Origin of the sequence: Paramixta manurensis (genome assembly GCF_013285385.1) — a bacterium.
GTDB classification, from domain to species: Bacteria; Pseudomonadota; Gammaproteobacteria; order Enterobacterales; family Enterobacteriaceae; genus Paramixta; species Paramixta manurensis.
On the sequence record NZ_CP054212.1, the window covers coordinates 1,497,934 to 1,524,579 of the forward strand.

Below are 26,646 nucleotides of genomic sequence, written 5' to 3' on the forward strand. Positions count from 1 at the left end.
TTTATTTGCTTATGAGGAGGCTCCATGCCCGGACATCGTTTTCGTATTACCGTTGAAGCTCTGAGCGATCGTAAAGGGGAGGCGGTAGATAAACCCGCACTTCAGTTTGAGGTAGAAAATCACGACGATATTTTGGCGATCGTCGAAAGACTTCGTCAGCGTGAAGATCTTGATTTTGGCGCAGATGATTCCGCCGCCTTCGGCGTGGGATTAAAACTCTTTTCTGAAGTGATGCTAGAGAACCGTAAACATCCGGTTTTCACGCCGCTGCGCGATGCGTTCCGTGAATTTATGGTAGGGCTGAAAAAAGGCACCGCAGAAAAACCGTCATAGTAGGCTAGCGCGTGGTTCTCCTTTAACATTTCCGGCGTTGTTAATTAACAGTAGTGTAACTTGATTACATCATTATCAGTAAAAACGGCTTCTTTTTGCTCAATTCAGTGGTCGGATGAGTAGTAAAATTACACAGAAAGGCGTAATATTGTGCACAGATTACTTCGGTACGCCATTATGAATATTGGAGGAGGGCCAGGCGATGTATCAACACTATCCTTTACAGAAAATTATCCTGCGCCGTGTCGCGGTGGTGCTGGTCGGGCTGCTGGCGTTACCCGTGATGGTATTCCGCGCCGATCGTGCGCGCTTTTATAGCTATCTGCATCGTATCTGGAGTAAAACCAGTACCAAACCGGTCTGGTTGGCCCAAACTGAAGCTGTCGGCGGGGATTTTTACTAGCACGCCATGACTTAGCCAATACACCGCCCTACAGGGCGGTTTTTTTATGATTATAAAACCACGTTGCCGCGCACCACATCTCACCATAATCGACAGCTTAACACTGCTGCATTTTTCAGGATTTTGCACTACACTAAACTTGTACAATAATTTTATGGTTGTATAGATATGAGTGAAAAAATCCCGGTAGGAATTAGCGCCTGTTTGCTAGGCGAAAGCGTAAGGTTTGATGGTGGGCATAAACGGTCAGTTTTCGCGACCGACGAGCTGGCGCCTTACGTACACTATCAACCCATCTGTCCTGAAATGGCTATCGGGTTGCCAACGCCGCGCCCGGCGTTACGCCTTGTTGAGCAGGGCGATGACACTGTGCTCTGTTTCAGCAAAGAGGGCGGTGAGTCAGTCACTACCGAAATGCAACAATATGCGCGTGGTAAAGTCGCGACTTTACATCACCTTTGCGGCTATATCTTATGCGCGAAATCCCCCAGTTGCGGCATGGAGCGAGTGCGGGTTTATTCAGCGGATGGGCGCAATAATCGTAAACAGGGTACTGGCTTGTTTGCGGCGGCCCTGCGTGACGAAATGCCCTGGCTGCCGATGGAAGAGGATGGACGCTTGCATGATGACGCGTTACGGGAGAACTTTGTCGGGCGCATCTACGCCTTACATGAATTTAATCAGTTATGGCGTGCGGGTTTGACACGCCATACGTTGACGGCATTCCATACGCGTTACAAGCTATTATTGCTTGCCCACTCCCAGAGCGAGTACCGCGAACTGGGGCGCTTCGTGGCGCAAATGGCGCAGTGGTCATCGCTGGAAGAGTTTGCCGCCGAATATCGCTTACGTCTGATGCACCTGTTGGCGCATCCGGCAAGCCGTACCAATCACACCAATGTTTTAATGCATGTACAGGGTTATTTCCGTCAGCAATTAAGCAGCCCGCAACGTCAGGAACTGGCCTCGCTGATTGATCGCTACCGGCGTGGCGTGCAGCCGCTATTAGCGCCTATTACTTTATTGAAACACTACATGGCGTCCTGGCCGAATACGTGGCTGGCACAACAGCGCTACTTTGAACCCTACCCGGAAGCGCTCCGTTTGCGTTACGGTTATTAAAACAACGGCGAGGGGAGAATGGCAACGCATTTGGTTTGGCTGCGTAATGATTTACGTCTGCATGATAATACTGCGCTGTATGCCGCCTGCCGCGATCCAAACGCGCAGGTTCTGGCACTGTTTATCGCTACTCCCGGCCAATGGCGACAACATGCTATGTCGCCACGCCAGGCTGACTACATTTGGCACAGCCTGCAAGCACTACAGCAGGCGCTCGCCGCGCGAGGTATCGCCTTACACTACCATCAGTGTGAGGATTTTCACGCGTCGGTGGCGTACCTTCAGACCTTTTGTCAGCAACACCATGTCAGCGCGCTGTTTTACAATTATCAATATGAGTTAAATGAACGGGAGCGCGACGCCGCGGCGGAAAAAGCGTTAGATCGCATGAAGATCGAGGTTCAGGGGTTTGACGACAGCGTATTGCTCGCACCAGGCAGCATACGCACCGGCAACGGTGAGATGTATAAGGTTTTTACCCCGTTTAGTAAGGCGTTTTTAAAGCGCCTGCGCGATCACACGCCAGAATGCTTTCCGGCACCCGGCAAACGCACCCCGCAAGCATTGAAACACACTCCCGCGCTCCATCCGTTTGATTACCCACGCGAGGCCTTTGATCCTGCTCTGTTTCCGGTTGGCGAAGAGGCGGTACTAAAGCAGTTACGTCGCTTTTGTCACCAACCGGTTGCAGACTATTCACAGCAGCGCGATCTGCCAGCGAGGGAGGGAACCAGCCGTCTTTCGGTCTGTTTGGCGGTCGGCACCTTATCGCCCCGCCAGTGTCTGAACCGTTTACTGGCAGAACATCCCCATGCGCTAGGGGGCGAAGGCGGGGCGGCAGTCTGGCTTAATGAGCTAATTTGGCGGGAGTTTTATCGGCATTTACTGGTGGCCTGGCCAGCGTTGTGTCGTCACCAACCTTTTGTTGACTGGACCGATGGCGTCGCATGGGAAAGCGATAAAACTCCGCTAGAAGCCTGGCAACAGGGCAAAACCGGTTACCCAATAGTTGATGCGGCAATGCGTCAGCTTAATGCTACCGGCTGGATGCATAACCGTCTGCGTATGGTTACCGCCAGTTTTCTGGTTAAAGATCTGCTACTCGACTGGCGGCTCGGCGAACGTTATTTCATGTCACACCTGATTGATGGCGACCTGGCGGCGAATAACGGAGGTTGGCAGTGGTCAGCTTCAACCGGGACCGATGCCGCGCCGTGGTTCCGTATTTTTAATCCCACTACCCAAGGGGAACGTTTTGATCAGCACGGCGAATTTATCCGGCGCTGGCTGCCAGAACTGCATGAGGTACCCGACCGGGATATTCACGCGCCACAAGCGTGGGCAAAGAAAAATGGTAAGACTCTCGATTATCCGCCGCCGATAGTGGAACATAAGGAGGCGCGCAAGCGAACGTTAGCAGCGTTTGAGGCGGCACGTAAGCGCTAGTTATCACGTCTGCATGAGGGTGACATGAATAATTTTGAGTTAGAGAAGCTGGTTAACCAACAGCTTAATACGGCGGCGTTTAGCGATTACGCGCCGAATGGTTTGCAGGTTGAAGGCCGCGCGTCGGTGAAAAAAATTGTTACCGGCGTAACCGCCTGTCAGGCGTTATTAGATGAGGCGGTTCGGCTGCAGGCTGATGCGGTAATGGTGCACCACGGCTATTTTTGGAAAAACGAATCGCCGGTGATCAAGGGCATGAAACGCCAGCGCTTGCGGGCATTGCTGGCGAATGACATTAATCTCTATGGCTGGCATCTGCCGTTAGATGCGCATCCGCAGTTAGGCAATAACGCGCGCCTGGCGCAACAGCTATCCATTTCCATTAAGGGCGAAATCATGCCGCTGGTTCCGTGGGGCGAGTTGGCGGAGCCGTTAACCGGCCCGCAACTGGCACAACGGATCGGTACCCTTTTAGGGAGAGCGCCCTTGCATTGCGGTGATAATGCGCCGCAGCAGATCCGCCGTGTCGCTTGGTGTACCGGCGGCGGGCAAGGGTTTATCGACGATGCCGCCGAATTCGGCGTTGATGCGTTTATTACCGGCGAGGTATCGGAAAAAACCATTCACAGCGCGCGTGAAAACGGGCTGCATTTCTTTGCCGCCGGGCACCATGCGACGGAGCGCGGCGGTATCCAGGCACTCGGCGCCTGGCTGGCGGAAAGTTATGATTTTGACGTTACCTTTATTGATATAGAAAATCCTGCCTAACGCATTTTATGGCTACGCAGCATCGCGTAGCCATACTCCCGCCACACAGCAAGGGTAAAGCGGTTGACACATTGCCGTCACTTACGCATAACTCATAAGCTTAGTATTTTTTCGTTACCAGGAGGTGCGTTTTGCAACGAGCACGTTGTTACCTGTTAGGGGAGCGCGCGGTCGTGCTTGAGCTTGAGCCGCCGGTTCTGTTAGCCAGTCAACAGCGAATTTGGGGATTAACCGCACGGTTAAGCGCCCACCCGCAGGTGATTGAAGTGATTCCCGGCATGAATAATGTCACGGTGGTTCTGCGTGACCCACAGGCGCTGGCGTTAGATGCGATTGAGCAATTACAACGCTGGTGGGAAGAGAGCGAAGAAGTGAGCGTCGAATCGCGCCAGATAGAGATTCCGGTGATTTACGGCGGTGAAGCCGGCCCGGATCTGGCAGTCGTGGCGCAACATTGTCAGCTTTCAGAACGGCAGGTGGTTGAACGGCATTCGGCCACCGAGTACACCGTTTATTTTATCGGTTTCCAGCCGGGTTTCCCTTATCTGGGAGGGCTGGACACCAGCCTGCACACGCCACGCCGTGCTGAACCACGCGTCCAAATTGTTGCCGGCTCGGTGGGGATCGGCGGCAGCCAAACCGGCATTTATCCGCTGGCGTCGCCTGGCGGTTGGCAATTGATTGGGCGCACCGATCGCCGGTTGTTTGATGTGCGGCAGCAACCGCCCACCTTATTACGCCCCGGTGACAGCGTACGCTTTGTGCCACAAAAGGAGGGCGTATGCTAACCATTATCCGTGCGGGTATCAGTACCTCAATTCAGGACTTAGGGCGTCATGGCTGGCGGGCGTTGGGGATCAGCGGGGCAGGCGTGCTAGATGTTCCGGCGATGAAAACCGCCAATCTGTTGGTTGGCAATTCACCCGATAGCGCGGTGCTCGAAATCACCCTTGGTCAGTTTTGCGCAGAGTTTGAACGTGATGGCTGGATTGCGCTTACCGGTGCTGGCTGCCAGGCAAAACTGGATGATAAGCCGGTCTGGACCGGCTGGCGTACCGCGGTTAAACGAGGCCAGCGGCTGACATTAGCGATGCCGCGGCGCGGGATGCGTAGCTATCTGGCGATTGATGGCGGCTTTGATCTAACGGCGCAATTGGGTTCGCTCAGCACCGATACACGGGCAGGCTTTGGCGGTTTTCATGGGCGCAATTTGGCCGATGGCGATCGCATTCCATTGCGCAAGGCACCGCAACGTTTTCAGCGACCTGTCGGTGTGCGCCAGTTGTTATGGAGTAACCGTCTGCGCGCGCTTCCCGGCCCGGAATATCACGAGTTCAGTAGCGATTCCCAGGAGGCTTTTTGGCGCACGTCATGGACGCTGAACCCACAAAGTAATCGGATGGGCTATCGCCTCCAGGGCAGGCCACTAACGCGTCAAACCGATCGGGAATTGTTATCACACGGTTTATTACCCGGCGTGGTGCAGGTTCCTCACAATGGGTTGCCGATTGTCCTGATGGCGGATGCGCAAACCACCGGCGGTTATCCGCGTATTGCCTGCGTGATTGAGGCTGATCTTTACCATCTGGCGCAAATTCGCCTCGGTGATCCGATCCATTTTGTGCCTTGCACGCTGGAAGAGGCCTTGTTGGCGAAGCAGCATCAGCAGCGGGTTATCGATCAAATGGTGTGGGGGTTGAACCATGAAAATTGATTTGAATGCGGATTTGGGAGAAGGCTGTGGCAACGATGAAGCACTGCTACAGCTCGTCACCTCAGCCAATATCGCCTGCGGTTTTCATGCCGGGGATGCACAAACCATGCTGCAATCGGTTCGCCTGGCGCTGGCTGCCGGTGTGGCGATTGGCGCGCACCCGGCTTTTCCCGATCGTGAAAATTTTGGTCGAACCGCGATGCGATTACCGGCGGAAACCGTCTATGCCCAGGTTGTCTACCAGGTTGGGGCGTTGAAGGCGATCACCGAAGGTGAGGGCGGTAAGCTGACGCATGTGAAACCGCATGGCATGTTATATAACCAGTCCGCCGTAGAGGCGGAATTGGCTGAAGCCATCGCTCGGGCGGTAAAAGCCGTGGATGCCAGTTTGATTTTGGTTGGCCTACCCAACAGCCAGGCGCTGCTTGCGGCGCGTCGGTTGGGGCTGGCAACGCGGCAAGAAGTGTTCGCCGATCGCGGTTATCAGCGTGACGGTACGCTGGTGCCGCGTAGCCAGCCGGGCGCGTTGATTGAAAATGATGAGCAGGCGATTGCGCAAACACTCAGTATGGTACAGCAGGGACGGGTGAAGAGTGTGGAAGGCGAGTGGGTAGCAGTCCAGGCAGAAAGCGTCTGTTTACATGGTGATGGCGCACACGCGCTACATTTCGCCCGCCAGTTGCGCGCGGCGTTTTCCCGCCAGCATATTACGCTGACCAGCGCTTAAAACAGGCTTACTACACCGACAATAATTCAAACTATAGCATGACAAATAGAGGCGCCCGGTTGTCTGGTGGGCGTCTCCCAGGGGAGGAAAAGATGGAAAATACGGTTAATTTGTGGCCGTTAATCGGCATCGGCGCGATTATTATCGGCTTTTTATTACGCTTCAACCCGGTACTGGTGGTGATTATTGCCGGTATCGTAACGGGGGTGGCCGCACATATTCCGGTGGTGGATATTCTGGAAAAATTGGGCGCAGGTTTTCTTGATACGCGTAATTTAACCTTGATTTTACTGTTACCGTTGGCGGTTATCGGTCTCCTTGAGCGGCACGGGCTGAAAGAGCGTGCACAAACCTGGATTGCACAGATTAAAAGCGTCACCGCGGGGCGTCTGTTGATTATCTATCTCTTTATCCGCGAAATCACCGCCGCGTTGGGCCTCACCAGCCTTGGCGGTCATCCGCAAATGGTTCGTCCGTTGCTGGCGCCAATGGCGGAAGGGGCGACGGAAAACCGTTATGGCGAGTTGACGCCTGAAATCCGCCATCGGTTAAAAGCGATGGCCGCCGCCACGGATAATGTCGGCCTATTTTTTGGCGAAGATATTTTCGTTGCCTTTGGCGCGATCCTGTTTATGCATAACTTCATGTTGCAAGCCGGTGGGATCGAAACTGAGCCGTTACATATCGCGGTATGGGGGATCCCGACCGCAGTGTGCGCCTTTATCATTCACGCAGTACGCTTACGTCGGATGGATAAGCAACTGGCGGCAGAATTGTCGCAGTTAACTGCACAGGCATTAACAGCGAAAGGAGAGCGCTAATGTTTCAGCAGCATTATCTCTTTTGGCTGGCGGGTATCATTCTCTGCGTGGTTGCCATTATGTCGTGGCGCGATAAGGCGAACCCACGTCGCTTGACGACCGGCCTGTTTTGGGCGCTGTATGGGGTGGTATTTTTGTTGGGCGACTGGGCGGCGAAACTGTTGTCCTCGTTCAACCATTCCGCGCCGGACGGTCAACGCATGCTGCATATCCTGGTGGGCGTGTTGGTGATAGTGATGGGGCTTATTGCCGGGCTCGGTGGAGTGAAAGTGGGACGCTATCATCAGCGCACCGATGTGGAACGCAAAACCAGCGCTGCGCGTTTGAAAAACCGCCTATTTATGCCTGCGCTGTTGATTCCGGTCGTCACGGTGATCAGTGTATTGGCGTTTAACCATATTCCCGGCCTGCAGGAAAAAGTGTTTGGCGCCGGAAATCATACCACGCTAATCACGCTATTTTCTCTCACCCTGGGATGTGTGCTGGGCTGGCTGATGGCGCTCGCCATGACGCGTGAAAGTCCGGCGCAGTCGATGCAGGAGGCGCGACGTTTGCTGGATGCGATTGGCTGGGCGTTTATTTTGCCGCAACTGCTCGCCACGCTTGGGTTACTGTTTACCGCCGCCGGTGTCGGTTCGGCAATTTCACATCTCACCGAAACCTATCTGGCGGTGAATAATCGCTTTGTCGCCGTGGCGGCTTACACGCTGGGTATGGCATTACTCACCATGGTGATGGGCAATGCGTTTGCCGCCTTCCCGATTGTGACTGCCGGTATCGGTATCCCTATCTTAGTGGTTCAACATGGTGGAAATCCGGCGGTAATGGCGGCAATTGGGATGTTCTCAGGCTATTGCGGCACACTCATGACACCAATGGCCGCCAACTTTAATTTGGTACCCGCGGCGTTACTGGAGTTGCCGGATCGTAATGCGGTGATCAAAGCGCAGGTGCCGACTGGCGTGCTACTGTTAGTGGTTAATATGTTCCTGCTTTGGTTCCTGATGTTTTTGTGAGGTGATAATGAAAACGGTCCTGATCACGGCGTTTGAACCTTTTGGCGGCGAGTCGGTTAATCCCTCTTGGGAAGCGGTTCGCCAGTTAAATGAGCGCATGTTATGCGGCGCGAAGATAGTGGCGCGTCAACTCCCCTGTGTGTTCGGCCACGCTTTAACCTCGTTATATAAGGCCATTGATGAGTTGCAACCTGAACTGGTCTTAGCGGTCGGCCAGGCGGGAGGACGAGCAGAGATTAGCGTTGAGCGCGTGGCGATTAATGTTGATGACGCACGTATCCCCGATAATCAAGGAAATCAGCCGATTGATGAACCGATAGTAAGCGAGGGGCCAGCGGCGTTTTTCTCCACGTTACCGATTAAGGCCATTGTGGAAGGCATTCGTGAAGCAGGTATTCCGGCATCGGTTTCACAAACCGCGGGAACCTATGTGTGTAACCATGTGATGTATGGTTTATTACACCATCTGCACCAACAGGGCGGCGAGGTACGCGGCGGCTTTATTCATATCCCCTATTTGCCTGAGCAAGCGGTAAAACATCCGGGAACGCCAAGCATGGCGGCGCAAACGGTGATTTTAGCGCTGGAGATGGCAATAACCATTGCCTTACGTACCGAACAGGATTTGCGTCTGGAAGGGGGCGCAACACATTAATGACAAGGAGCAGTGATGCCTGAAGGCCCGGAGATAAGACGAGCGGCGGACCAGCTTGAACAGGCGATAGTTGGTAAGCCATTGACCGACGTTTGGTTTGCTTTTCCGGCGTTAAAAACCTACGAACCGGCATTGGTGGGCGAAACAGTCTGTGCGATTGAAACGCGCGGTAAAGCGCTACTTACCCATTTCTCTAATCATCTGACGTTATACAGCCATAACCAGCTATATGGGGTATGGCGTGTTATCGACACCGGTCAGGAACCGGAAACACAACGGGTGCTGCGCGTTCGCTTAGCCACCGCCGACCGAACGATCCTGTTGTATAGCGCCTCCGATATTGAGTTGCTCGATGCGGAGGGGCTGGCGCACCATCCGTTCTTACTGCGCGTCGGCCCGGATGTGCTGGATATGACACTGACGGAACAGGCGGTACGGGAACGTTTACTGTCTACGCGTTTTGCACGGCGTCAGCTAAGCGGGCTGTTGCTTGATCAGGCCTTTCTCGCCGGATTAGGTAACTATTTGCGGGCAGAGATTTTATGGGAAGCACAGTTGCTGTCAACGCACAAAGCACAAAACCTCAGTGAAGATCGCTTGAACGCGTTATGCCATGCGTTGTTGGCGATCCCACGCCATTCATACCGTATGCGCGGCACCATGGATGAAAGCCGACATCATGGCGCAGCGTTTCGCTTCAAGGTATTTCACCGTACCGGGCAGCCTTGCGAACGCTGTGGTACAACCATTGAGCGAAGCGTGCTCTCTTCTCGGCCCTTTTACTGGTGCCCTGGGTGTCAGAAATAAAAAAAGCGGACAATGTCCGCTTTTTTGTGCAGGGCGGGGAGGCCCGCCGGAAACTTATTTTTTCAGTTGAGACTGAAAATCACGTTGGTCGTAGCCGGTATAAAGCTGGCGCGGACGCGCAATTTTAATCCCATCATCATGCATTTCTTTCCAGTGAGCGATCCAGCCAACGGTACGCGCCATGGCGAAAATAACCGTAAACATAGAAGAGGGGATCCCCATCGCTTTCAGGATGATACCGGAATAGAAATCGACGTTTGGATACAGCTTACGTTCGATAAAGTACGGATCGTTCAGCGCGATATGTTCCAGCTCCATCGCCACTTCTAACAGATCGTCTTTCATACCCAGTTCGTTCAACACTTCGTGGCAGGTTTCACGCATCACGGTGGCACGCGGATCGTAATTCTTGTACACGCGGTGACCAAAGCCCATCAGGCGGAAAGAGTCATTTTTATCTTTCGCGCGACGCAGGAACTCTGGAATATGCTCAACGGTGCTGATCTCTTCCAGCATACGTAAACAGGCTTCGTTAGCGCCGCCATGTGCCGGCCCCCATAGAGAAGCGATACCGGCCGCGATACACGCAAACGGGTTGGCGCCGGATGAACCAGCGGTACGAACGGTAGAGGTGGAAGCATTTTGCTCATGGTCAGCATGCAGGATCAGAATACGATCCATTGCGCGTTCCAGGACCGGGTTAACGACATACTCTTCACAAGGTGTAGAGAACATCATGTTGAGGAAGTTAGCGGCATAAGAAAGGTCATTACGCGGATAAACAAACGGTTGACCAATCGAGTATTTGTAACACATCGCAGCGACCGTCGGCATTTTAGACAGCAGACGGAAAGCGGCGATTTCACGGTGACGCTCAATATTAACGTCCAGTGAATCATGATAAAACGCGGCTAACGCACCGGTCACGCCGCACATTACCGCCATCGGATGAGAATCGCGACGGAAGCCATGGAACAGACGGGTAATCTGCTCATGAATCATGGTGTGGCGGGTCACAATAGTACGGAACTCTTCGAACTGTGCCTGCGTCGGCGCTTCGCCATTCAGCAGAATGTAGCAAACTTCGAGGTAGTTAGAGTGAGTGGCAAGTTGATCGATAGGAAAACCGCGGTGGAGCAATATTCCCTCATCACCATCAATATAAGTAATTTGGGATTCGCAAGACGCAGTAGAGGTGAAGCCAGGGTCAAATGTGAACAGGTTGTTTGATCCAAGCGTACGGACGTCAATAACATCTTGACCTAGCGTACCTTCTAGCACATCTAACTCGATAGGAGCTTCGCCTTGTAGGTTTAGCGTCGCTTTTTTATCAGCCATTTACAGTCTCCTTAGCGCCTTATTTGTAGGATCTTTGACACCTGAATTGCCATCACATTCCGGACTGCCGGGATAAAATGCAGACTATCAACTCTGTGGCATATTGTTTCGTGCAGGGTACAGAGCGATGGGCGCGACCAGTGAAGTGTCCGGCAGGTGTGCTGCTGCGTTTCGCGGTTGTTAAAGATCCGGTCTAGTCATTAATTTTCTCGTAACCAATAACCTGATGCTGTTGGGTAACTCACCCAGCCAATGTTACATAACTTGTGCTTAGGGGAAAGTGTATCCCCATAACTTTTCCGCATCATAGGGTTTTTAATGGTTTGTTTGTAACAGGAATGTTGAACTTTTGTCAAATCAGATAATTAAATTTGTGTAATTTATGAAAAATGTGAGTATGATCACTGTTCCGTCTAAATGTGACCAAAGAGATTGTAGGGGAATTGTAATAGGAATGTGATCCCCCTATACTTCCGCCAGGTCTCCGGAATACCCTGACACCAGGAGCCACCCAGCGTTTTACCGCGTCAATTAACACTGGATGTTGCTGTTTTGGTGACGGTGCCAATCGTCTGAACACGCCCGTGTTCGGTCTCACCTTCAGGACCGGAGGAAGCAAAATAAGAAAGGCTGTGTGGGCAAAACCGTGAAAAAACAAAGACCTGTCAACTTGGATCTCACTACGATCCGGTTTCCCGTTACTGCAATAGCGTCCATTCTCCACCGCGTCTCCGGCGTGATCACCTTTGTGGCGGTCGGTATTCTGCTCTGGCTACTTGGTCTCTCTCTCTCATCACCCGAAGGCTTCCAACAGGCTGCTGCCGTGATGGATAGCTTTGTCGTTAAATTCATCGTATGGGGTATTCTTACCGCTCTGGCTTACCATATCGCCGGCGGCATCCGCCACATGCTGATGGATTTTGGTTTTCTTGGTGAGACGCTAGCCATTGGCACGCGTTCTGCTCAAGTGGCCTTTGGTATTACTGTCGTGCTTTCAATTTTGGCTGGAGTCCTCGTATGGTAAGCAATGCTTCTGCACTGGGGCGCAACGGTATACATGACTGGCTTCTGTTACGGGCCGCAGCCATGGTTATTGCCCTCTATGTGCTCTATATCCTCGGTTTTATCGTGATGTCCGGTACGCTGACGTTCGATACCTGGCGCGGCTTTTTCGCCTCCAACTTCACCAAAGTTTTCACCCTGCTAACCCTGTTCTCCATTCTGGTTCATGGCTGGATTGGGATGTGGCAAGTGCTGACCGACTACGTTAAGCCGCTGGCGATGCGCTTAATGCTGCAACTAGTGATTGTAGTCGTACTGTTGGTGTATGCAATTTATGGAACTGTAGTGGTGTGGGGTGCGTGATGAATTTGCCAGTCAGAGAGTTTGACGCCGTTGTGATCGGCGCGGGTGGTGCAGGCATGCGTGCCGCGCTACAGATTTCCCAATCGGGCCAAACCTGCGCCCTGTTGTCAAAAGTGTTCCCCACGCGTTCGCATACGGTTTCCGCTCAGGGCGGTATTACGGTTGCGCTGGGCAATTCCCATGAAGATAACTGGGAATGGCATATGTACGATACCGTTAAAGGCTCCGACTATATTGGAGACCAGGACGCGATTGAGTATATGTGTAAAACCGGTCCGGAAGCGATTCTGGAACTGGAACATATGGGCTTACCTTTTTCTCGCCTCGACGATGGTCGCGTGTACCAACGCCCGTTTGGCGGCCAATCGAAAAATTTCGGTGGCGAGCAGGCGGCACGTACCGCTGCGGCCGCCGACCGTACCGGCCATGCTTTATTGCATACCCTGTACCAGCAGAACCTGAAAAATAAAACCACTATCTTCTCTGAATGGTACGCGTTGGATCTGGTGAAAAATGCCGATGGCGCGGTGGTCGGTTGCACCGCGTTGTGTATCGAAACCGGCGAAGTGGTTTATTTCAAAGCCAAAGCCACGGTGTTAGCGACCGGCGGCGCGGGGCGCATCTACCAATCGACGACCAACGCGCACATTAACACTGGCGACGGTGTCGGTATGGCGCTACGCGCGGGGGTACCGGTCCAGGATATGGAAATGTGGCAATTCCACCCAACCGGTATTGCTGGCGCCGGGGTGCTGGTAACCGAAGGGTGTCGCGGTGAAGGCGGTTACCTGTTGAATAAACATGGCGAACGCTTTATGGAACGTTATGCGCCGAATGCCAAAGATTTGGCCGGTCGCGATGTGGTTGCACGTTCTATTATGATTGAGATTCGTGAAGGGCGCGGCTGTGACGGCCCGTGGGGGCCGCACGCGAAACTGAAGCTGGACCATTTGGGCAAAGAAGTCCTCGAGTCTCGTTTACCGGGGATCCTCGAGTTGTCTCGCACATTCGCCCACGTTGATCCAGTCAAAGAGCCGATCCCGGTCATCCCGACTTGCCACTATATGATGGGTGGCATCCCGACGAAAGTTACCGGTCAAGCATTGACGGTGAATGAGCAGGGTGAAGATGTGGTGATCCCTGGCTTGTTCGCGGTGGGTGAAATTGCCTGCGTATCTGTCCATGGTGCTAACCGTCTGGGCGGGAACTCACTGCTTGACCTGGTGGTATTCGGTCGTTCGGCGGGCCTGCATTTACAGGAATCCATTGAGCAGCAGGGCGAACTGCGTGAGGCCTCCGAGTCGGATATTGAAGCTTCGCTGGCGCGGCTTAATCGCTGGAATAACAATGTCACCGGCGAAGATCCTACCGAGTTACGCAAAGCGTTGCAGGCCTGTATGCAGCATAACTTCTCGGTATTCCGTGAAGGCGATGCGATGGCGAAAGGTCTGGAAGAGCTGAAAGTGCTGCGTGAGCGCCTGAAAAACGCCCGTCTGGATGATCGTTCCAGCGACTTCAATACCCAGCGTGTTGAGTGCCTGGAACTGGATAACCTAATGGAAACCGCCTACGCCACAGCGGTAGCGGCGAACTTCCGCACCGAAAGCCGTGGTGCGCATAGCCGTTTCGACTACCCCGAACGTGACGATGCAAACTGGCTGTGCCATAGCCTGTATTTACCGCAAACGGAAAGCATGACGCGCCGTGAGGTGAACATGCAACCGAAACTGCGCGAAGCTTTCCCACCGAAAGCGCGTACTTACTAATTGCGGAGAGAGAACGATGAGACTCGAATTTTCTATTTATCGTTATAACCCGGATGTTGATGACGCGCCGCGCATGCAGGAATATAGCCTGGAGGCGGAAGAGGGGCGTGACATGATGTTGCTGGATGCGCTCATTCGCCTGAAAGAGAAAGATCCGACGCTGGCGTTTCGACGCTCCTGCCGTGAAGGGGTTTGTGGTTCAGATGGCCTGAACATGAACGGCAAAAATGGTCTGGCGTGCATTACGCCGATCTCGGCTTTAGGCAACGGCAAACAAAAAATCGTTATCCGTCCGCTGCCCGGTCTACCGGTAATTCGCGATCTGGTTATCGATATGAGCCAGTTCTATGCGCAGTATGAGAAGATTAAACCCTTCTTGTTGAATAATGGCGAGAATCCGCCTGCGCGCGAGCATTTACAATCTCCGGCAGAGCGCGAGCATCTCGACGGCCTGTATGAGTGTATCTTGTGTGCCTGCTGTTCAACCTCTTGTCCGTCATTCTGGTGGAATCCGGATAAATTTATCGGGCCCGCCGGCTTGCTGGCCGCTTACCGCTTCCTGATTGATAGCCGCGATACCGAAACCGATGCGCGTCTGGATAATCTAAATGATGCTTTCAGTGTATTCCGCTGCCACAGCATCATGAATTGTGTGAGCGTATGTCCGAAAGGCCTCAACCCAACGCGGGCGATTGGTCATATTAAATCAATGTTGTTGCAACGTAGCGCATAGATATTGATGCTGGCGGCGATCCTCCGCGATTGCCGCCAGTTGCACGGAAACCTTTGTAAGGGCTGTTGCATGATCCTGGCGACAAGTCTTACAAAGGTTCCCTTACGGGCCCGGGCGCCGGTAGCGCACAGCGCTCGTATCGATGAACTGACCGGGTGTGTTAATGAAATTTGTCACACCCTGACTACGGCAAGCCGGTAACCCGGCAACAATGAAACCTCGAAAAAAAGCATAAAATGCTTAAGGGATCACAATGCAGAACAGCGCGATGAAGCCCTGGCTGGACTCCTCCTGGCTGGCCGGCGCGAACCAATCTTACATAGAGCAACTCTATGAGGATTTTCTAACCGATCCTGACTCTGTTGATGCTGCGTGGCGTTCTTTGTTCCAGCAGCTTCCTGGCACTGGGGTTAGACCTGAACAGTTCCACTCAACGACGCGTGAATATTTCCGCCGCCTGGCGAAAGATGCCACGCGTTATGCCGCATCAGTCGGCGATCCTGAGACCAACTCCCGGCAAGTTAAAGTTCTCCAGTTGATCAACGCCTTTCGTTTTCGCGGCCATCAACATGCAAACCTCGATCCGCTAGGCCTGTGGAAACAGGAAACGGTACCGGATCTTGACCCTGCGTTCCACGGCTTAACCGAGGCGGATTTCCAGGAAAGCTTTAACGTGGGATCTTTTGCCATCGGTAAAGAAACCATGAAGCTCGGCGATCTCTACGCCGCGCTGAAGCAAACCTATTGCGGATCGATCGGCGCAGAGTATATGCACATTACTAACACCGAAGAAAAACGCTGGCTGCAACAGCGGATCGAATCGGTGGTAGGGCACGCCTCTTTTACCGCTGAAGAGAAGAAAGGTTTCCTAAAAGAACTGACGGCAGCGGAAGGTCTTGAGCGTTATCTCGGCGCGAAATTCCCTGGTGCGAAACGCTTCTCGCTTGAGGGCGGCGATGCGCTGGTGCCGATGCTACGCGAAATGATTCGCCATGCCGGTAAAAGCGGTACGCGTGAAGTGGTGCTGGGTATGGCGCACCGCGGGCGTTTAAACGTCCTGATCAACGTACTGGGTAAAAAGCCGCAGGATCTGTTCGACGAATTCTCCGGTAAACATAAAGAGCACCTCGGTACCGGTGATGTGAAGTACCACATGGGCTTCTCATCGGATGTTGAAACCGAAGGCGGAATGGTTCACCTGGCGCTGGCGTTTAACCCCTCGCACCTGGAAATCGTCAGCCCGGTGGTCATGGGATCGGTGCGTGCGCGTCTCGATCGCCTGGACGAACCGAGCAGTAATAAAGTCTTACCGATCACTATTCATGGCGATGCGGCCGTCACCGGCCAGGGCGTGGTGCAGGAAACCCTGAACATGTCGCAGGCGCGTGGTTATGAGGTAGGCGGTACGGTACGTATTGTTATCAATAACCAAATTGGTTTTACCACCTCGAACCCGCGTGATGCGCGTTCGACTCAGTACTGTACCGATATCGGTAAAATGGTACTGGCGCCAATCTTCCACGTTAATGCGGATGATCCGGAAGCGGTAGCATTCGTAACGCGCCTGGCGCTGGATTTCCGTAATACCTTTAAACGTGATGTCTTTATCGATCTGGTGTGTTATCGCCGTCATGGTCATAACGAGGCGGATGAGCCAAGTGCGACCCAGCCAGTGATGTACCAGAAAATTAAAAAACATCCGACGCCGCGTAAAATTTACGCCGATAAACTGGAAGCGGAAAAGATTGCCAGCCTGGAAGACTCAACCGAGATGGTTAACCTGTATCGCGATGCGCTGGATGCGGGCGAATGCGTGGTGCCGGAATGGCGTCCGATGAGTCTGCACTCCTTCACCTGGTCGCCTTATCTTAACCACGAGTGGGATGAGAGCTACCCGGAAACCATTGATAAAAAACGGTTGCAGGAGCTGGCTAAGCGCATCAGTCACGTACCGGAAACGGTTGAAATCCAGGCCCGTGTCGCGAAAATTTATAGCGACCGCGCCGAAATGGCAGAGGGGAATAAACTGTTCGACTGGGGCGCGGCGGAGAACCTTGCTTACGCGACGCTGGTTGATGAAGGCATTCCGTGCCGCTTGTCTGGCGAAGATATGGGGCGCGGTACCTTCTTCCATCGCCATGCGGTTATCCACAATCAGGCTAACGGCTCCACTTACACCCCGTTACAGCATGTACATAACGGCCAGGGTGTGTTCAAAGTGTGGGATTCGGTACTGTCTGAAGAAGCGGTTCTGGCTTTCGAATACGGTTACGCGACGGCTGAGCCTCGCACGCTGACCATTTGGGAAGCACAATTTGGCGACTTCGCGAACGGCGCGCAAGTGGTGATTGATCAGTTCATCAGCTCTGGCGAGCAGAAATGGGGCCGTATGTGTGGCCTGGTAATGTTACTGCCGCACGGCTATGAAGGTCAGGGGCCGGAGCACTCATCGGCGCGTCTGGAACGTTATCTGCAACTTTGCGCAGAGCAAAACATGCAGGTTTGTGTCCCATCAACGCCCGCGCAGGTTTACCACATGCTGCGTCGTCAGGCGCTGCGTGGTATGCGCCGTCCGTTGGTGGTCATGTCGCCGAAATCATTGCTGCGCCACCCGCTGGCGGTTTCATCGCTGGATGAGCTGGCGGAAGGTAGCTTTAGGCCTGCGATCGGCGAGGTTGACTCACTTGATCCGCAAGGCGTGAAACGTGTTGTACTTTGTTCCGGCAAAGTCTATTACGATTTATTGGAACAACGCCGTAAGAATGAACAGACCGATGTTGCCATCGTACGTATTGAGCAGCTTTATCCGTTCCCGCACAAAGCCGTGCAGGAAGTATTGCAGCCCTACGCGCACGTGCATGACTTCGTCTGGTGCCAGGAAGAGCCGCTGAATCAGGGCGCCTGGTATTGTAGTCAGCACCACTTCCGCGAAGTGGTTCCCTTTGGTGCCTCTTTACGCTACGCCGGTCGTCCGGCCTCCGCTTCACCCGCGGTGGGCTATATGTCCGTTCACCAGCAACAGCAAAAAGACCTGGTTAATGACGCGCTGAACGTTGATTAAATTAAAGGATAGATAATGAGTAACGTAGATATTCTCGTTCCCGACCTGCCTGAATCTGTTGCCGATGCGACCGTGGCAACCTGGCATAAAAAACCAGGCGATGCGGTAAGCCGCGATGAAGTTCTGGTTGAAATTGAGACCGATAAAGTGGTGCTGGAAGTGCCTGCCTCCGCCGATGGTATTCTTGAAGCGGTGTTAGAAGATGAAGGTGCGACGGTGACCTCTCGCCAGGTATTGGGGCGTTTGAAAGAGGGCAACAGCGGTGGCAAAGAAGCCGCAGCCAAGCCTGAAGTGAAAGAGTCTACGCCTGCACAGCGCCAATCCGCTTCGTTGGAAGAAGAGAGCAATGACGCGTTAAGCCCGGCCATCCGTCGCCTGATCGCGGAGCATGATTTAGATGTTTCCGCCATTAAGGGGAGCGGCGTAGGCGGACGTATTACGCGTGAAGATGTTGAAAAACATCTGGCGAAAAAACCAGAAGAGAAAAAAGCTGAGCCGCAATCACAGAGCGCGGCGCAATCTGCACCTGCACTGGGTAATCGCAGTGAAAAACGTGTGCCGATGACGCGTCTGCGTAAGCGCGTGGCAGAGCGTCTGCTGGAAGCGAAAAACAGCACCGCGATGCTGACCACCTTCAACGAAGTGAATATGAAGCCGATTATGGAACTGCGTAAGCAGTACGGCGATGCTTTCGAGAAGCGTCACGGCGTGCGCCTCGGCTTTATGTCCTTCTACATTAAAGCGGTCGTCGAAGCGCTGAAGCGTTTCCCGGAAGTGAATGCGTCAATTGATGGCGAAGATGTGGTTTACCACAACTACTTCGATGTCAGCATCGCGGTTTCTACGCCGCGCGGTCTGGTGACGCCAGTGCTGAAAGATGTGGATGCGCTGAGCATGGCTGACATTGAGAAGAAAATTAAGGAACTGGCGGTGAAAGGGCGCGACGGTAAATTGACCGTTGATGAACTGACCGGCGGTAACTTTACCATCACCAACGGCGGCGTGTTCGGTTCACTGATGTCGACACCGATCATTAACCCACCGCAGAGTGCCATCCTCGGTATGCATGCGATTAAAGATCGTCCGATGGCAGTCAATGGCCAAGTGGTCATTCTGCCGATGATGTATCTGGCGCTCTCTTATGATCACCGTTTGATTGATGGCCGCGAATCCGTGGGCTATCTGGTGGCGGTGAAAGAGATGCTGGAAGATCCGGCGCGTCTGCTGCTGGACGTTTAATCTCGTCGGGCACGGTATATACCGTGCCTGTTTTTACTCTTTTCAGACCTGAATGGATAGAACATCATGAACTTACACGAGTACCAGGCGAAACAACTGTTTGCACGGTATGGCTTACCGGCACCTACTGGTTACGCCTGCACCACGCCACGTGAAGCGGAAGAAGCTGCCTCTAAAATCGGCGCAGGCCCGTGGGTGGTGAAATGTCAGGTTCATGCCGGAGGCCGTGGTAAAGCGGGCGGTGTGAAAGTGGTTAACAGCAAAGAAGATATCCGCGCGTTTGCTGAAAACTGGTTGGGTAAAAAACTGGTTACCTATCAAACTGATGCTGGCGGTCAGCCGGTGAATCAGATTCTGGTTGAAGCGGCAACGGATATTGATAAAGAGCTGTATCTCGGCGCAGTGGTTGATCGCAGCAGCCGTCGCGTGGTGTTTATGGCTTCAACCGAAGGCGGCGTGGAAATTGAAAAGGTAGCGGAAGAGACGCCGCACCTGATCCACAAAATGGCGCTTGATCCCCTGACCGGGCCGCAGCCTTATCAAGGGCGTGAATTAGCCTTTAAATTGGGGCTGACAGGTAAGCAAGTAAACCAGTTCACTAAGATCTTTATGGGCCTGGCGACCTTATTCCTTGAGCGTGACCTGGCGTTGGTTGAGATTAACCCGCTGGTGATCACCAAGCAGGGCGACTTAGTGTGCCTCGACGGCAAACTGGGTGCGGACGGTAATGCGATGTTCCGCCAGCCGGAACTGCGTGAAATGCGCGATCCGAGCCAGGAAGATGCGCGTGAAGCGCACGCGGCACAGTGGGAACTGAACTATGTAGCGCTGGAAGGCAATATCGGTTGTATGGTGAACGGCGCGGGTCTGGCGATGGGTACCATGGATATCGTTAAGCTTAACGGCGGCCAGCCAGCGAACTTCCTCGACGTGGGCGGCGGCGCAACCAAAGAGCGCGTAACCGAAGCGTTCAAGATCATTCTTTCCGACGAGGCGGTAAAAGCCGTTTTCGTTAACATTTTTGGCGGTATCGTCCGCTGCGATCTGATCGCGGATGGCATCATCGGTGCGGTAGCCGAAGTGGGTGTCAACGTACCGGTAGTGGTACGTCTGGAAGGTAACAACGCTGAGCTGGGCGCACAGAAACTGGCGGACAGCGGTTTGAACATTATTGCGGCAACTAGCCTGACAGACGCGGCACAACGCGTTGTTGCCGCAGCGGAGGGTAAATAATGTCCATTTTGATCGACAAAAACACCAAAGTCATTTGCCAGGGTTTTACCGGCGGACAGGGGACTTTCCACTCTGAGCAGGCACTGGCCTATGGTACGCAGTTGGTTGGCGGCGTAACGCCAGGCAAAGGCGGCACGACTCATCTGGGCCTGCCAGTGTTTAACACCGTGCGTGAAGCGGTAGAAGCCACTGGCGCAACCGCTTCGGTTATCTATGTTCCCGCGCCATTCTGTAAAGACGGCATCTTGGAAGCGATCGATGCGGGCATTAAATTAATCATCACCATTACCGAAGGTATCCCGACGCTGGATATGCTGACGGTAAAAGTGAAGCTGGATGAAGCTGGCGTGCGGATGATTGGCCCTAACTGTCCAGGCGTAATCACCCCTGGCGAGTGTAAAATTGGCATCATGCCGGGTCATATCCATCAGCCTGGCCGCATCGGTATCGTTTCGCGTTCCGGTACGCTGACCTATGAAGCGGTTAAACAAACCACCGATATTGGCTACGGCCAGTCAACCTGTGTTGGTATCGGCGGTGACCCGATTCCGGGTTCCAACTTTATTGATATCCTGAAAATGTTCCAGGACGACCCGCAGACGGAAGCGATCGTGATGATCGGTGAAATCGGCGGTAGTGCCGAGGAAGAAGCGGCGACCTTTATTAAAGAGCACGTGACTAAACCGGTTGTCGGTTATATCGCGGGCGTTACGGCGCCAAAAGGTAAACGCATGGGGCATGCGGGCGCCATCATCGCCGGTGGTAAAGGGACTGCCGATGAGAAATTCGCCGCGCTGGAAGCCGCAGGTGTGAAAACAGTTCGTAGCCTTGCAGACATTGGCGACGCGGTAAAAGCGGTATTACCTCAAAAATAATACTGTGTCTGACAATCTCGACATATTGGCCACTTTCGAGTGGCCTTTTTTATGCCCAAAAGGGAGGAAACATGAGCCGGAGGCGGTGCCGCAGGTAAAATAGAAAATTCACGCTATCCTTTAAAAATCGATGTTAAAAGTAATGCTGATAATGGTGAATGAGTTGTAAAATCCAAGAGGCTTAATATACCAACGCTATAAAAAGAAATTTATCATCGATAATTAAACTAACTGGAAATTTAACGCTAAAATTGGCCTTGTTTTGTCTCGCAGGTTAATTGATATGAGTTTATTTAACTCGATTGGTTTTTTAACTACGTGATTAATACATATATTTAACAATACATTCACCAATAATGGTTTTGATTGCCATAGAGTTAACATAGATCAATAAAAATCGCTTTATAACTGACGGCAGCGCTGGAAAACTTCCGAAAATCCTTTTAAATTGTTCTATATCAATTTAATGCCTGAGGCTGATTTTAGTAAGAAGTCGATTTATTGATGGAAATGTATTAGCGGTCACGCAAAGGTTGTTTCCCGTTATTGAATGACGGCGTATTATAATGGCGTTCTTTCCTGAGTTTTTATTTAACGTATTTGTTACATGCGGATGCTGTCGTGGTTGCGATGTCGGTTTTATTCGCCTGCGCAGTAATAACGGGAACACTGTCGGTGGTGTTTATTAGATATTAGTCATCATTTCGCTCGGCGTTTTGTCAGGCGCGAGTTGCTGGCTAAGGTCTTTTTGTGAGGAGCAAGGGGTCAAGATGTTTGATATTGTCGAACTGTCGCGCTTACAGTTTGCTCTGACTGCGATGTACCATTTCCTTTTCGTCCCCTTAACGCTGGGTATGGCGTTTTTGTTGGCGATTATGGAAACCGTGTATGTCCTGTCGGGTAAACAAATTTATAAAGATATGACCAAGTTCTGGGGCAAGTTGTTTGGTATCAACTTTGCGCTGGGCGTGGCCACTGGCCTGACCATGGAGTTCCAGTTCGGAACCAACTGGTCTTACTATTCACACTATGTTGGCGATATTTTCGGTGCGCCGCTGGCGATTGAAGGATTAATGGCGTTCTTCCTTGAATCCACTTTCGTCGGTTTATTTTTCTTTGGTTGGGATCGCCTCAGTAAAGTTCAGCATATGGCTGTAACCTGGCTGGTGGCACTCGGTTCGAACCTCTCCGCGTTGTGGATCCTGGTCGCCAATGGCTGGATGCAAAACCCGATTGCTGCCGACTTCAATTTTGAAACCATGCGTATGGAGATGGTGAGCTTCTCCGAACTGGTATTAAACCCTGTAGCGCAGGTGAAATTTGTTCATACCGTCGCGGCAGGTTACACCACCGGCGCAATGTTTATTCTCGGAATCAGCGCGTATTATTTGTTGCGCGGGCGTGACATCGCCTTTGCCAAACGTTCTTTCGCTATCGCGGCGAGCTTTGGTATGGCGGCAGTGTTGTCAGTTATTGTACTGGGTGATGAATCCGGTTATGAAATTGGCGACGTACAAAAAACCAAACTGGCGGCAATTGAAGCCGAGTGGGAAACGCAGCCGGCCCCGGCGGCTTTCACCCTGTTTGGTGTGCCGGATCAGGAAAAGCAGGAAAATAAATATGCGATACAAATTCCTTACCTGCTGGGCTTGATTGCGACGCGTTCGGTTGACACGCCGGTAACCGGTTTGAAAGAGCTGCTGGCTCAGCATGAGGTGCGTATCCGTAATGGGATGAAAGCCTACCAATTGCTGGAAGAGTTGCGTTCCGGGAATAAAGATCCCGCGGTACGTAATGCCTTTAATAACAGTAAGCATGACTTGGGTTATGGCCTGTTACTGAAGCGCTATACGCCGAAGGTTTATGATGCAACGGAAGCGCAAATTCAATTGGCAACCAAAGATTCCATTCCGCGCGTGGCGCCGCTCTATTTCGCTTTCCGCATCATGGTGCTCGGCGGAGCGCTGCTATTCCTGATTATCGGCCTCTCGTTCTGGAGCGTGATTCGCAATCGTATCGGTAAAAACCGCTGGTTACTCAAAGCCGCGCTGTATGGCATTCCATTACCGTGGATCGCGATCGAAGCCGGGTGGTTTGTGGCGGAATATGGCCGTCAACCGTGGGCGGTGGGCGAGGTGTTGCCAACCGCGGTGGCGAACTCGTCACTGACCGCGGGCGATCTGCTGTTCTCAATGGGGCTAATTTGCGGTCTGTACACGCTGTTCCTGGTTGCGGAAATGTACCTGATGTTCAAGTTTGCGCGCCTTGGCCCGAGCAGCCTGAAAACCGGACGCTATCACTATGAGCAGTCAACGGTTTCATCACAGCCGGTGCGGTAAAGGAGTCGACAAATGTTAGATTACGAAGTATTGCGCTTTATTTGGTGGCTACTGATCGGCATCTTGCTGATTGGGTTCGCGGTTACCGACGGTTTTGATATGGGCGTTGGCATGTTATCGCGCATTCTGGGCCGCAATGATACCGAACGCCGCATCATGATTAACAGTATCGCACCGCACTGGGACGGTAACCAGGTGTGGCTGATCACCGCTGGCGGCGCGTTGTTTGCCGCCTGGCCGATGGTGTATGCCGCCGCGTTTTCCGGCTTCTATGTGGCGATGATTTTGGTATTGGCGTCACTGTTCTTCCGCCCGGTCGGTTTCGACTATCGTTCTAAGATTGAGGATATGCGCTGGCGCGGAATGTGGGATTGGGGCATCTTTATTGGTAGCCTGGTGCCGCCGTTGGTGATTGGTGTGGCCTTTGGCAACCTGTTGCAGGGCGTTCCTTTCCATGCTGATGAATATTTACGCCTGTTCTATACCGGTAATTTCTTCCAGTTACTGAACCCGTTTGGTCTGCTGGCGGGTGTGGTTAGCCTGACGATGATCATTGCCCAAGGCGCTACCTATCTGCAAATGCGTACCACCGGTGAGTTGCATCTTCGTTCACGCACCGCCGCGCAGATTGCCGCGTTAGTCATGATGGTCTGTTTCGTGCTGGCGGGTATTTGGGTGATGTATGGTATCGACGGTTATGTCGTGACCTCGGCGTTGGATCACCATGCGGCGTCTAACCCTTTGGCGAAAGAAGTCACTCGTCAGGCGGGCGCATGGCTGGTGAACTTTAACCAGACGCCAGTGTTGTGGGTCATCCCGGCGCTGGGGGTGTTGTTCCCGCTATTAACCGTGCTGTTCTCCCGGCTGGAAAAAGGGGGCTGGGCGTTTGTCAGTTCCTCATTAACGCTGGCTTGCGTAATTTTGACTGCGGGCGTCGCCATGTTCCCGTTCATTATGCCGTCAAGTACCGTACCTAACGTAAGCCTAACCATGTGGGATGCGACCTCGAGCGCCATGACGTTGAAGTTGATGACTTTTGTCGCGATCGTTTTCGTGCCGATTATTCTGGCGTACACCAGTTGGTGTTACTACAAAATGTTCGGTCGCATTACTAAAGAGCAGATCGAAAGTAGCTCGCACTCACTCTATTAATAAGGAGCTGAACAATGTGGTATTTTGCCTGGATTCTTGGAACGCTCCTTGCCTGCGCTTTCGGTATTGTTACCGCGCTGGCGATTGAGCAAGTGGAAGCGAGTGCCGACCTGAAAGAAAAACCGTAATGCAGCCGTTGATCTCTTGGCTATATGCGGTGATGGATAAGGGCCCGTTAAGGGCTCTTACCTTACTGATGGCGTTACTGTTGGCGGGGTGTATGTTTTGGGAACCCGCACGCTTTGCGGCGAAAACCGGCCCACTGAATATTTGGCAAGCATTGGTAATGATGTGGGCAGTGTGTGCTGGCGTAATTCATGGCGTAGGTTTTCGCCTGCGTCGCATTCGCTGGCAGGCTTTTTTTGCGCCGCTTCCGGCAGCGATTATCCTTGTCTGCGGCCTTGGTTTTTGGTTTCACGCTGCATAATCCTTTCTGATACGGCCAGCGTCGTCTGGCCGCTTACCGTAATGTCGATAAACCTCCAGTTATGTGGTTTTTTGTCAGGCCAGCGCTAAGATTTATCCCGAAAAGCGCCACGTTTGTCTCTGAGTGATAATTATTTTCTCTCCACTCTGGCAATCCATTCCCAAGCCGTTTGCTCTTGCGTATAGTAGCAACGTTTAAATGCATTACCGGGATGTAGAGTGAGTACAACGCTGTTTCGATGGCCGGTGCGGGTCTACTATGAAGACACCGATGCTGGTGGTGTGGTTTACCACGCTAGCTATATCGCTTTTTATGAACGAGCACGTACTGAAATGCTGCGCCAGCACCATTTCAATCAACAGGCGCTGCTGGAACAGCAGGTGGCCTTTGTCGTGCGTCGGATCACGGTTGATTACCTTGCGGTTGCGCGCCTTGATGATTTGTTGGAAGTCCAAAGCGAGGTGGTCGCAATGAGTAGAACAACCATGACATTCGCACAACGTATCGTGAATGCGGAAGGTAAAGTGCTCAATGAAGCAGAAGTCCTTATTGCCTGCATCAACCCACATCTAACGAAGCCCATTGCGCTTCCCAAGTCTATTGTCGCGGAGTTCAAGCAGTGACTGACATGAACATTCTTGATTTGTTCCTGAAGGCGAGCCTTCTGGTCAAACTTATCATGTTAATTTTAATCGGGTTTTCCATTGCCTCTTGGGCAATCATCATTCAACGAACCCGTATCCTGAATGCCGCCGGACGCGAAGCCGAAGCCTTCGAAGATAAGTTCTGGTCCGGTATTGAGCTTTCTCGCCTGTATCAGGAAAGCCAGGCTCGCCGTGATGAGCTCGGTGGGTCGGAACAAATTTTCTACGCGGGCTTTAAAGAGTTTGCCCGTTTGCATCGTGCCAACAATCACGCGCCGGAAGCGGTAGTCGAAGGTGCGGGCCGCGCGATGCGTATTTCAATGAATCGAGAGTTGGAAACGCTGGAAACGCATATTCCTTTTCTCGGCACCGTCGGCTCGATCAGCCCTTATATCGGCCTGTTCGGGACGGTGTGGGGCATCATGCATGCCTTTATCGCGCTGGGTGCCGTGAAGCAGGCGACATTGCAGATGGTGGCGCCAGGTATCGCGGAAGCGTTGATCGCCACGGCCATTGGCTTGTTTGCCGCCATTCCGGCGGTGATGGCATATAACCGGCTCAATCAGCGCGTGAATAAGCTGGAACAGAATTACGATAACTTTATGGAAGAGTTCACGGCTATTCTGCATCGTCAGGCGTTCTCTAGCGAGAACAGCAAGTAA

The 26,646-nt window shown here is 52.8% G+C and carries 27 protein-coding genes; 26 read left to right on the forward strand and 1 reads right to left on the reverse strand.

Annotated features, from left to right (window positions below):
- Positions 1-24: 24 nt before the first annotated feature.
- The 12 genes from PMPD1_RS07315 (at position 25) to nei (ending at position 9,812) form a co-directional block, all read left to right on the forward strand.
- A complete protein-coding gene (locus PMPD1_RS07315; RefSeq protein ID WP_173633411.1) occupies positions 25-333 on the forward strand; it encodes a DUF3861 domain-containing protein in 309 nt (102 codons plus the stop codon).
- 202 nt (positions 334-535) lie between these two features.
- Positions 536-736, forward strand: a complete 201-nt coding sequence (locus PMPD1_RS07320; RefSeq protein ID WP_173633412.1) for a YbfA family protein — start codon at positions 536-538, stop codon at positions 734-736.
- Between the two features lie 168 nt (positions 737-904).
- Complete coding sequence (locus PMPD1_RS07325; protein WP_173633413.1) at positions 905-1,858, forward strand: YbgA family protein; 954 nt, start codon at positions 905-907, stop codon at positions 1,856-1,858.
- An 18-nt stretch (positions 1,859-1,876) separates the two neighbouring features.
- Positions 1,877-3,304, forward strand: coding sequence for a deoxyribodipyrimidine photo-lyase (phrB, locus tag PMPD1_RS07330; RefSeq protein WP_173633414.1), 1,428 nt, complete (start codon positions 1,877-1,879; stop codon positions 3,302-3,304).
- A gap of 24 nt (positions 3,305-3,328) precedes the next feature.
- Positions 3,329-4,072, forward strand: a complete 744-nt coding sequence (locus PMPD1_RS07335; protein WP_173633415.1) for a type 2 GTP cyclohydrolase I — start codon at positions 3,329-3,331, stop codon at positions 4,070-4,072.
- Between the two features lie 131 nt (positions 4,073-4,203).
- A complete protein-coding gene (gene pxpB / locus PMPD1_RS07340) occupies positions 4,204-4,860 on the forward strand; it encodes a 5-oxoprolinase subunit PxpB (RefSeq protein ID WP_173633416.1) in 657 nt (218 codons plus the stop codon).
- Positions 4,854-5,786, forward strand: a complete 933-nt coding sequence (gene pxpC / locus PMPD1_RS07345) for a 5-oxoprolinase subunit PxpC (protein ID WP_173633417.1) — start codon at positions 4,854-4,856, stop codon at positions 5,784-5,786. The genes pxpB and pxpC overlap by 7 nt, the downstream gene beginning before the upstream one ends.
- Positions 5,776-6,513, forward strand: a complete 738-nt coding sequence (gene pxpA, locus PMPD1_RS07350; RefSeq protein WP_173633418.1) for a 5-oxoprolinase subunit PxpA — start codon at positions 5,776-5,778, stop codon at positions 6,511-6,513. Before pxpC ends, pxpA begins: the two co-directional genes overlap by 11 nt.
- A 92-nt stretch (positions 6,514-6,605) precedes the next feature.
- Positions 6,606-7,334, forward strand: coding sequence for a DUF969 domain-containing protein (locus PMPD1_RS07355; protein WP_173633419.1), 729 nt, complete (start codon positions 6,606-6,608; stop codon positions 7,332-7,334).
- Positions 7,334-8,350, forward strand: a complete 1,017-nt coding sequence (locus PMPD1_RS07360; RefSeq protein ID WP_173633420.1) for a DUF979 domain-containing protein — start codon at positions 7,334-7,336, stop codon at positions 8,348-8,350. The genes PMPD1_RS07355 and PMPD1_RS07360 overlap by 1 nt, the downstream gene beginning before the upstream one ends.
- Positions 8,351-8,357: 7 nt before the next feature.
- Positions 8,358-9,005: a pyroglutamyl-peptidase I gene (gene pcp / locus PMPD1_RS07365; protein ID WP_173633421.1), complete on the forward strand. Its 648-nt coding sequence runs from the start codon at positions 8,358-8,360 to the stop codon at positions 9,003-9,005.
- 15 nt (positions 9,006-9,020) lie between these two features.
- A complete protein-coding gene (gene nei / locus PMPD1_RS07370) occupies positions 9,021-9,812 on the forward strand; it encodes an endonuclease VIII (RefSeq protein WP_173633422.1) in 792 nt (263 codons plus the stop codon).
- 54 nt (positions 9,813-9,866) lie between these two features.
- Here nei and PMPD1_RS07375 read toward each other — a convergent pair whose 3' ends face one another.
- A complete protein-coding gene (locus PMPD1_RS07375) occupies positions 9,867-11,150 on the reverse strand; it encodes a citrate synthase (protein ID WP_173633423.1) in 1,284 nt (427 codons plus the stop codon).
- A 634-nt stretch (positions 11,151-11,784) separates the two neighbouring features.
- Between PMPD1_RS07375 and sdhC the strand changes: the two genes are divergently transcribed.
- The 14 genes from sdhC (at position 11,785) to tolQ (ending at position 26,646) form a co-directional block, all read left to right on the forward strand.
- Positions 11,785-12,174, forward strand: a complete 390-nt coding sequence (sdhC, locus tag PMPD1_RS07380) for a succinate dehydrogenase cytochrome b556 subunit (RefSeq protein WP_173633424.1) — start codon at positions 11,785-11,787, stop codon at positions 12,172-12,174.
- Positions 12,168-12,515: a succinate dehydrogenase membrane anchor subunit gene (sdhD, locus tag PMPD1_RS07385; protein ID WP_173633425.1), complete on the forward strand. Its 348-nt coding sequence runs from the start codon at positions 12,168-12,170 to the stop codon at positions 12,513-12,515. The genes sdhC and sdhD overlap by 7 nt, the downstream gene beginning before the upstream one ends.
- Entirely contained in the window at positions 12,515-14,281 is a 1,767-nt protein-coding gene (sdhA, locus tag PMPD1_RS07390; protein ID WP_173633426.1) for a succinate dehydrogenase flavoprotein subunit, read from the forward strand. Before sdhD ends, sdhA begins: the two co-directional genes overlap by 1 nt.
- 16 nt (positions 14,282-14,297) lie before the next feature.
- Positions 14,298-15,014, forward strand: coding sequence for a succinate dehydrogenase iron-sulfur subunit (locus tag PMPD1_RS07395; RefSeq protein WP_173633427.1), 717 nt, complete (start codon positions 14,298-14,300; stop codon positions 15,012-15,014).
- A gap of 253 nt (positions 15,015-15,267) precedes the next feature.
- On the forward strand, positions 15,268-18,075 hold the full coding sequence (gene sucA, locus PMPD1_RS07400; protein WP_173633428.1) for a 2-oxoglutarate dehydrogenase E1 component: 2,808 nt from the start codon (positions 15,268-15,270) through the stop codon (positions 18,073-18,075).
- 15 nt (positions 18,076-18,090) lie between these two features.
- On the forward strand, positions 18,091-19,314 hold the full coding sequence (odhB, locus tag PMPD1_RS07405; RefSeq protein WP_173633429.1) for a 2-oxoglutarate dehydrogenase complex dihydrolipoyllysine-residue succinyltransferase: 1,224 nt from the start codon (positions 18,091-18,093) through the stop codon (positions 19,312-19,314).
- A gap of 66 nt (positions 19,315-19,380) precedes the next feature.
- Complete coding sequence (sucC, locus tag PMPD1_RS07410; RefSeq protein ID WP_173633430.1) at positions 19,381-20,547, forward strand: ADP-forming succinate--CoA ligase subunit beta; 1,167 nt, start codon at positions 19,381-19,383, stop codon at positions 20,545-20,547.
- Positions 20,547-21,422, forward strand: coding sequence for a succinate--CoA ligase subunit alpha (gene sucD, locus PMPD1_RS07415; RefSeq protein ID WP_173633431.1), 876 nt, complete (start codon positions 20,547-20,549; stop codon positions 21,420-21,422). The genes sucC and sucD overlap by 1 nt, the downstream gene beginning before the upstream one ends.
- A 770-nt stretch (positions 21,423-22,192) precedes the next feature.
- Positions 22,193-23,761, forward strand: a complete 1,569-nt coding sequence (gene cydA / locus PMPD1_RS07420; protein ID WP_173633432.1) for a cytochrome ubiquinol oxidase subunit I — start codon at positions 22,193-22,195, stop codon at positions 23,759-23,761.
- 12 nt (positions 23,762-23,773) lie between these two features.
- Complete coding sequence (cydB, locus tag PMPD1_RS07425; RefSeq protein ID WP_173633433.1) at positions 23,774-24,913, forward strand: cytochrome d ubiquinol oxidase subunit II; 1,140 nt, start codon at positions 23,774-23,776, stop codon at positions 24,911-24,913.
- A gap of 14 nt (positions 24,914-24,927) precedes the next feature.
- A complete protein-coding gene (cydX, locus tag PMPD1_RS07430; RefSeq protein WP_173633434.1) occupies positions 24,928-25,041 on the forward strand; it encodes a cytochrome bd-I oxidase subunit CydX in 114 nt (37 codons plus the stop codon).
- Positions 25,041-25,340, forward strand: coding sequence for a cyd operon protein YbgE (ybgE, locus tag PMPD1_RS07435; RefSeq protein WP_173633435.1), 300 nt, complete (start codon positions 25,041-25,043; stop codon positions 25,338-25,340). Before cydX ends, ybgE begins: the two co-directional genes overlap by 1 nt.
- A 218-nt stretch (positions 25,341-25,558) precedes the next feature.
- Complete coding sequence (gene ybgC, locus PMPD1_RS07440) at positions 25,559-25,963, forward strand: tol-pal system-associated acyl-CoA thioesterase (protein WP_173633436.1); 405 nt, start codon at positions 25,559-25,561, stop codon at positions 25,961-25,963.
- The gene (gene tolQ / locus PMPD1_RS07445; protein ID WP_173633437.1) at positions 25,960-26,646 is read left to right on the forward strand and encodes a Tol-Pal system protein TolQ; all 687 of its coding nucleotides are present in this window, start codon (positions 25,960-25,962) and stop codon (positions 26,644-26,646) included. Before ybgC ends, tolQ begins: the two co-directional genes overlap by 4 nt.

Coding starts and splice junctions, on each gene's coding strand:
- PMPD1_RS07315 (WP_173633411.1), top strand. CDS start 25: ATGCCCGGACATCGTTTTCGTATTACCGTTGAAGCTCTGAGCGATCGT.
- cydA (WP_173633432.1), top strand. CDS start 22,193: ATGTTTGATATTGTCGAACTGTCGCGCTTACAGTTTGCTCTGACTGCG.
- PMPD1_RS07355 (WP_173633419.1), top strand. CDS start 6,606: ATGGAAAATACGGTTAATTTGTGGCCGTTAATCGGCATCGGCGCGATT.
- pxpC (WP_173633417.1), top strand. CDS start 4,854: ATGCTAACCATTATCCGTGCGGGTATCAGTACCTCAATTCAGGACTTA.
- phrB (WP_173633414.1), top strand. CDS start 1,877: ATGGCAACGCATTTGGTTTGGCTGCGTAATGATTTACGTCTGCATGAT.
- nei (WP_173633422.1), top strand. CDS start 9,021: ATGCCTGAAGGCCCGGAGATAAGACGAGCGGCGGACCAGCTTGAACAG.
- ybgE (WP_173633435.1), top strand. CDS start 25,041: ATGCAGCCGTTGATCTCTTGGCTATATGCGGTGATGGATAAGGGCCCG.
- cydB (WP_173633433.1), top strand. CDS start 23,774: ATGTTAGATTACGAAGTATTGCGCTTTATTTGGTGGCTACTGATCGGC.
- odhB (WP_173633429.1), top strand. CDS start 18,091: ATGAGTAACGTAGATATTCTCGTTCCCGACCTGCCTGAATCTGTTGCC.
- sucD (WP_173633431.1), top strand. CDS start 20,547: ATGTCCATTTTGATCGACAAAAACACCAAAGTCATTTGCCAGGGTTTT.
- PMPD1_RS07395 (WP_173633427.1), top strand. CDS start 14,298: ATGAGACTCGAATTTTCTATTTATCGTTATAACCCGGATGTTGATGAC.
- PMPD1_RS07320 (WP_173633412.1), top strand. CDS start 536: ATGTATCAACACTATCCTTTACAGAAAATTATCCTGCGCCGTGTCGCG.
- cydX (WP_173633434.1), top strand. CDS start 24,928: ATGTGGTATTTTGCCTGGATTCTTGGAACGCTCCTTGCCTGCGCTTTC.
- PMPD1_RS07375 (WP_173633423.1), bottom strand. CDS start 11,150: ATGGCTGATAAAAAAGCGACGCTAAACCTACAAGGCGAAGCTCCTATC.
- sucA (WP_173633428.1), top strand. CDS start 15,268: ATGCAGAACAGCGCGATGAAGCCCTGGCTGGACTCCTCCTGGCTGGCC.
- sucC (WP_173633430.1), top strand. CDS start 19,381: ATGAACTTACACGAGTACCAGGCGAAACAACTGTTTGCACGGTATGGC.
- pxpA (WP_173633418.1), top strand. CDS start 5,776: ATGAAAATTGATTTGAATGCGGATTTGGGAGAAGGCTGTGGCAACGAT.
- pcp (WP_173633421.1), top strand. CDS start 8,358: ATGAAAACGGTCCTGATCACGGCGTTTGAACCTTTTGGCGGCGAGTCG.
- PMPD1_RS07325 (WP_173633413.1), top strand. CDS start 905: ATGAGTGAAAAAATCCCGGTAGGAATTAGCGCCTGTTTGCTAGGCGAA.
- sdhD (WP_173633425.1), top strand. CDS start 12,168: ATGGTAAGCAATGCTTCTGCACTGGGGCGCAACGGTATACATGACTGG.
- PMPD1_RS07360 (WP_173633420.1), top strand. CDS start 7,334: ATGTTTCAGCAGCATTATCTCTTTTGGCTGGCGGGTATCATTCTCTGC.
- PMPD1_RS07335 (WP_173633415.1), top strand. CDS start 3,329: ATGAATAATTTTGAGTTAGAGAAGCTGGTTAACCAACAGCTTAATACG.
- sdhA (WP_173633426.1), top strand. CDS start 12,515: ATGAATTTGCCAGTCAGAGAGTTTGACGCCGTTGTGATCGGCGCGGGT.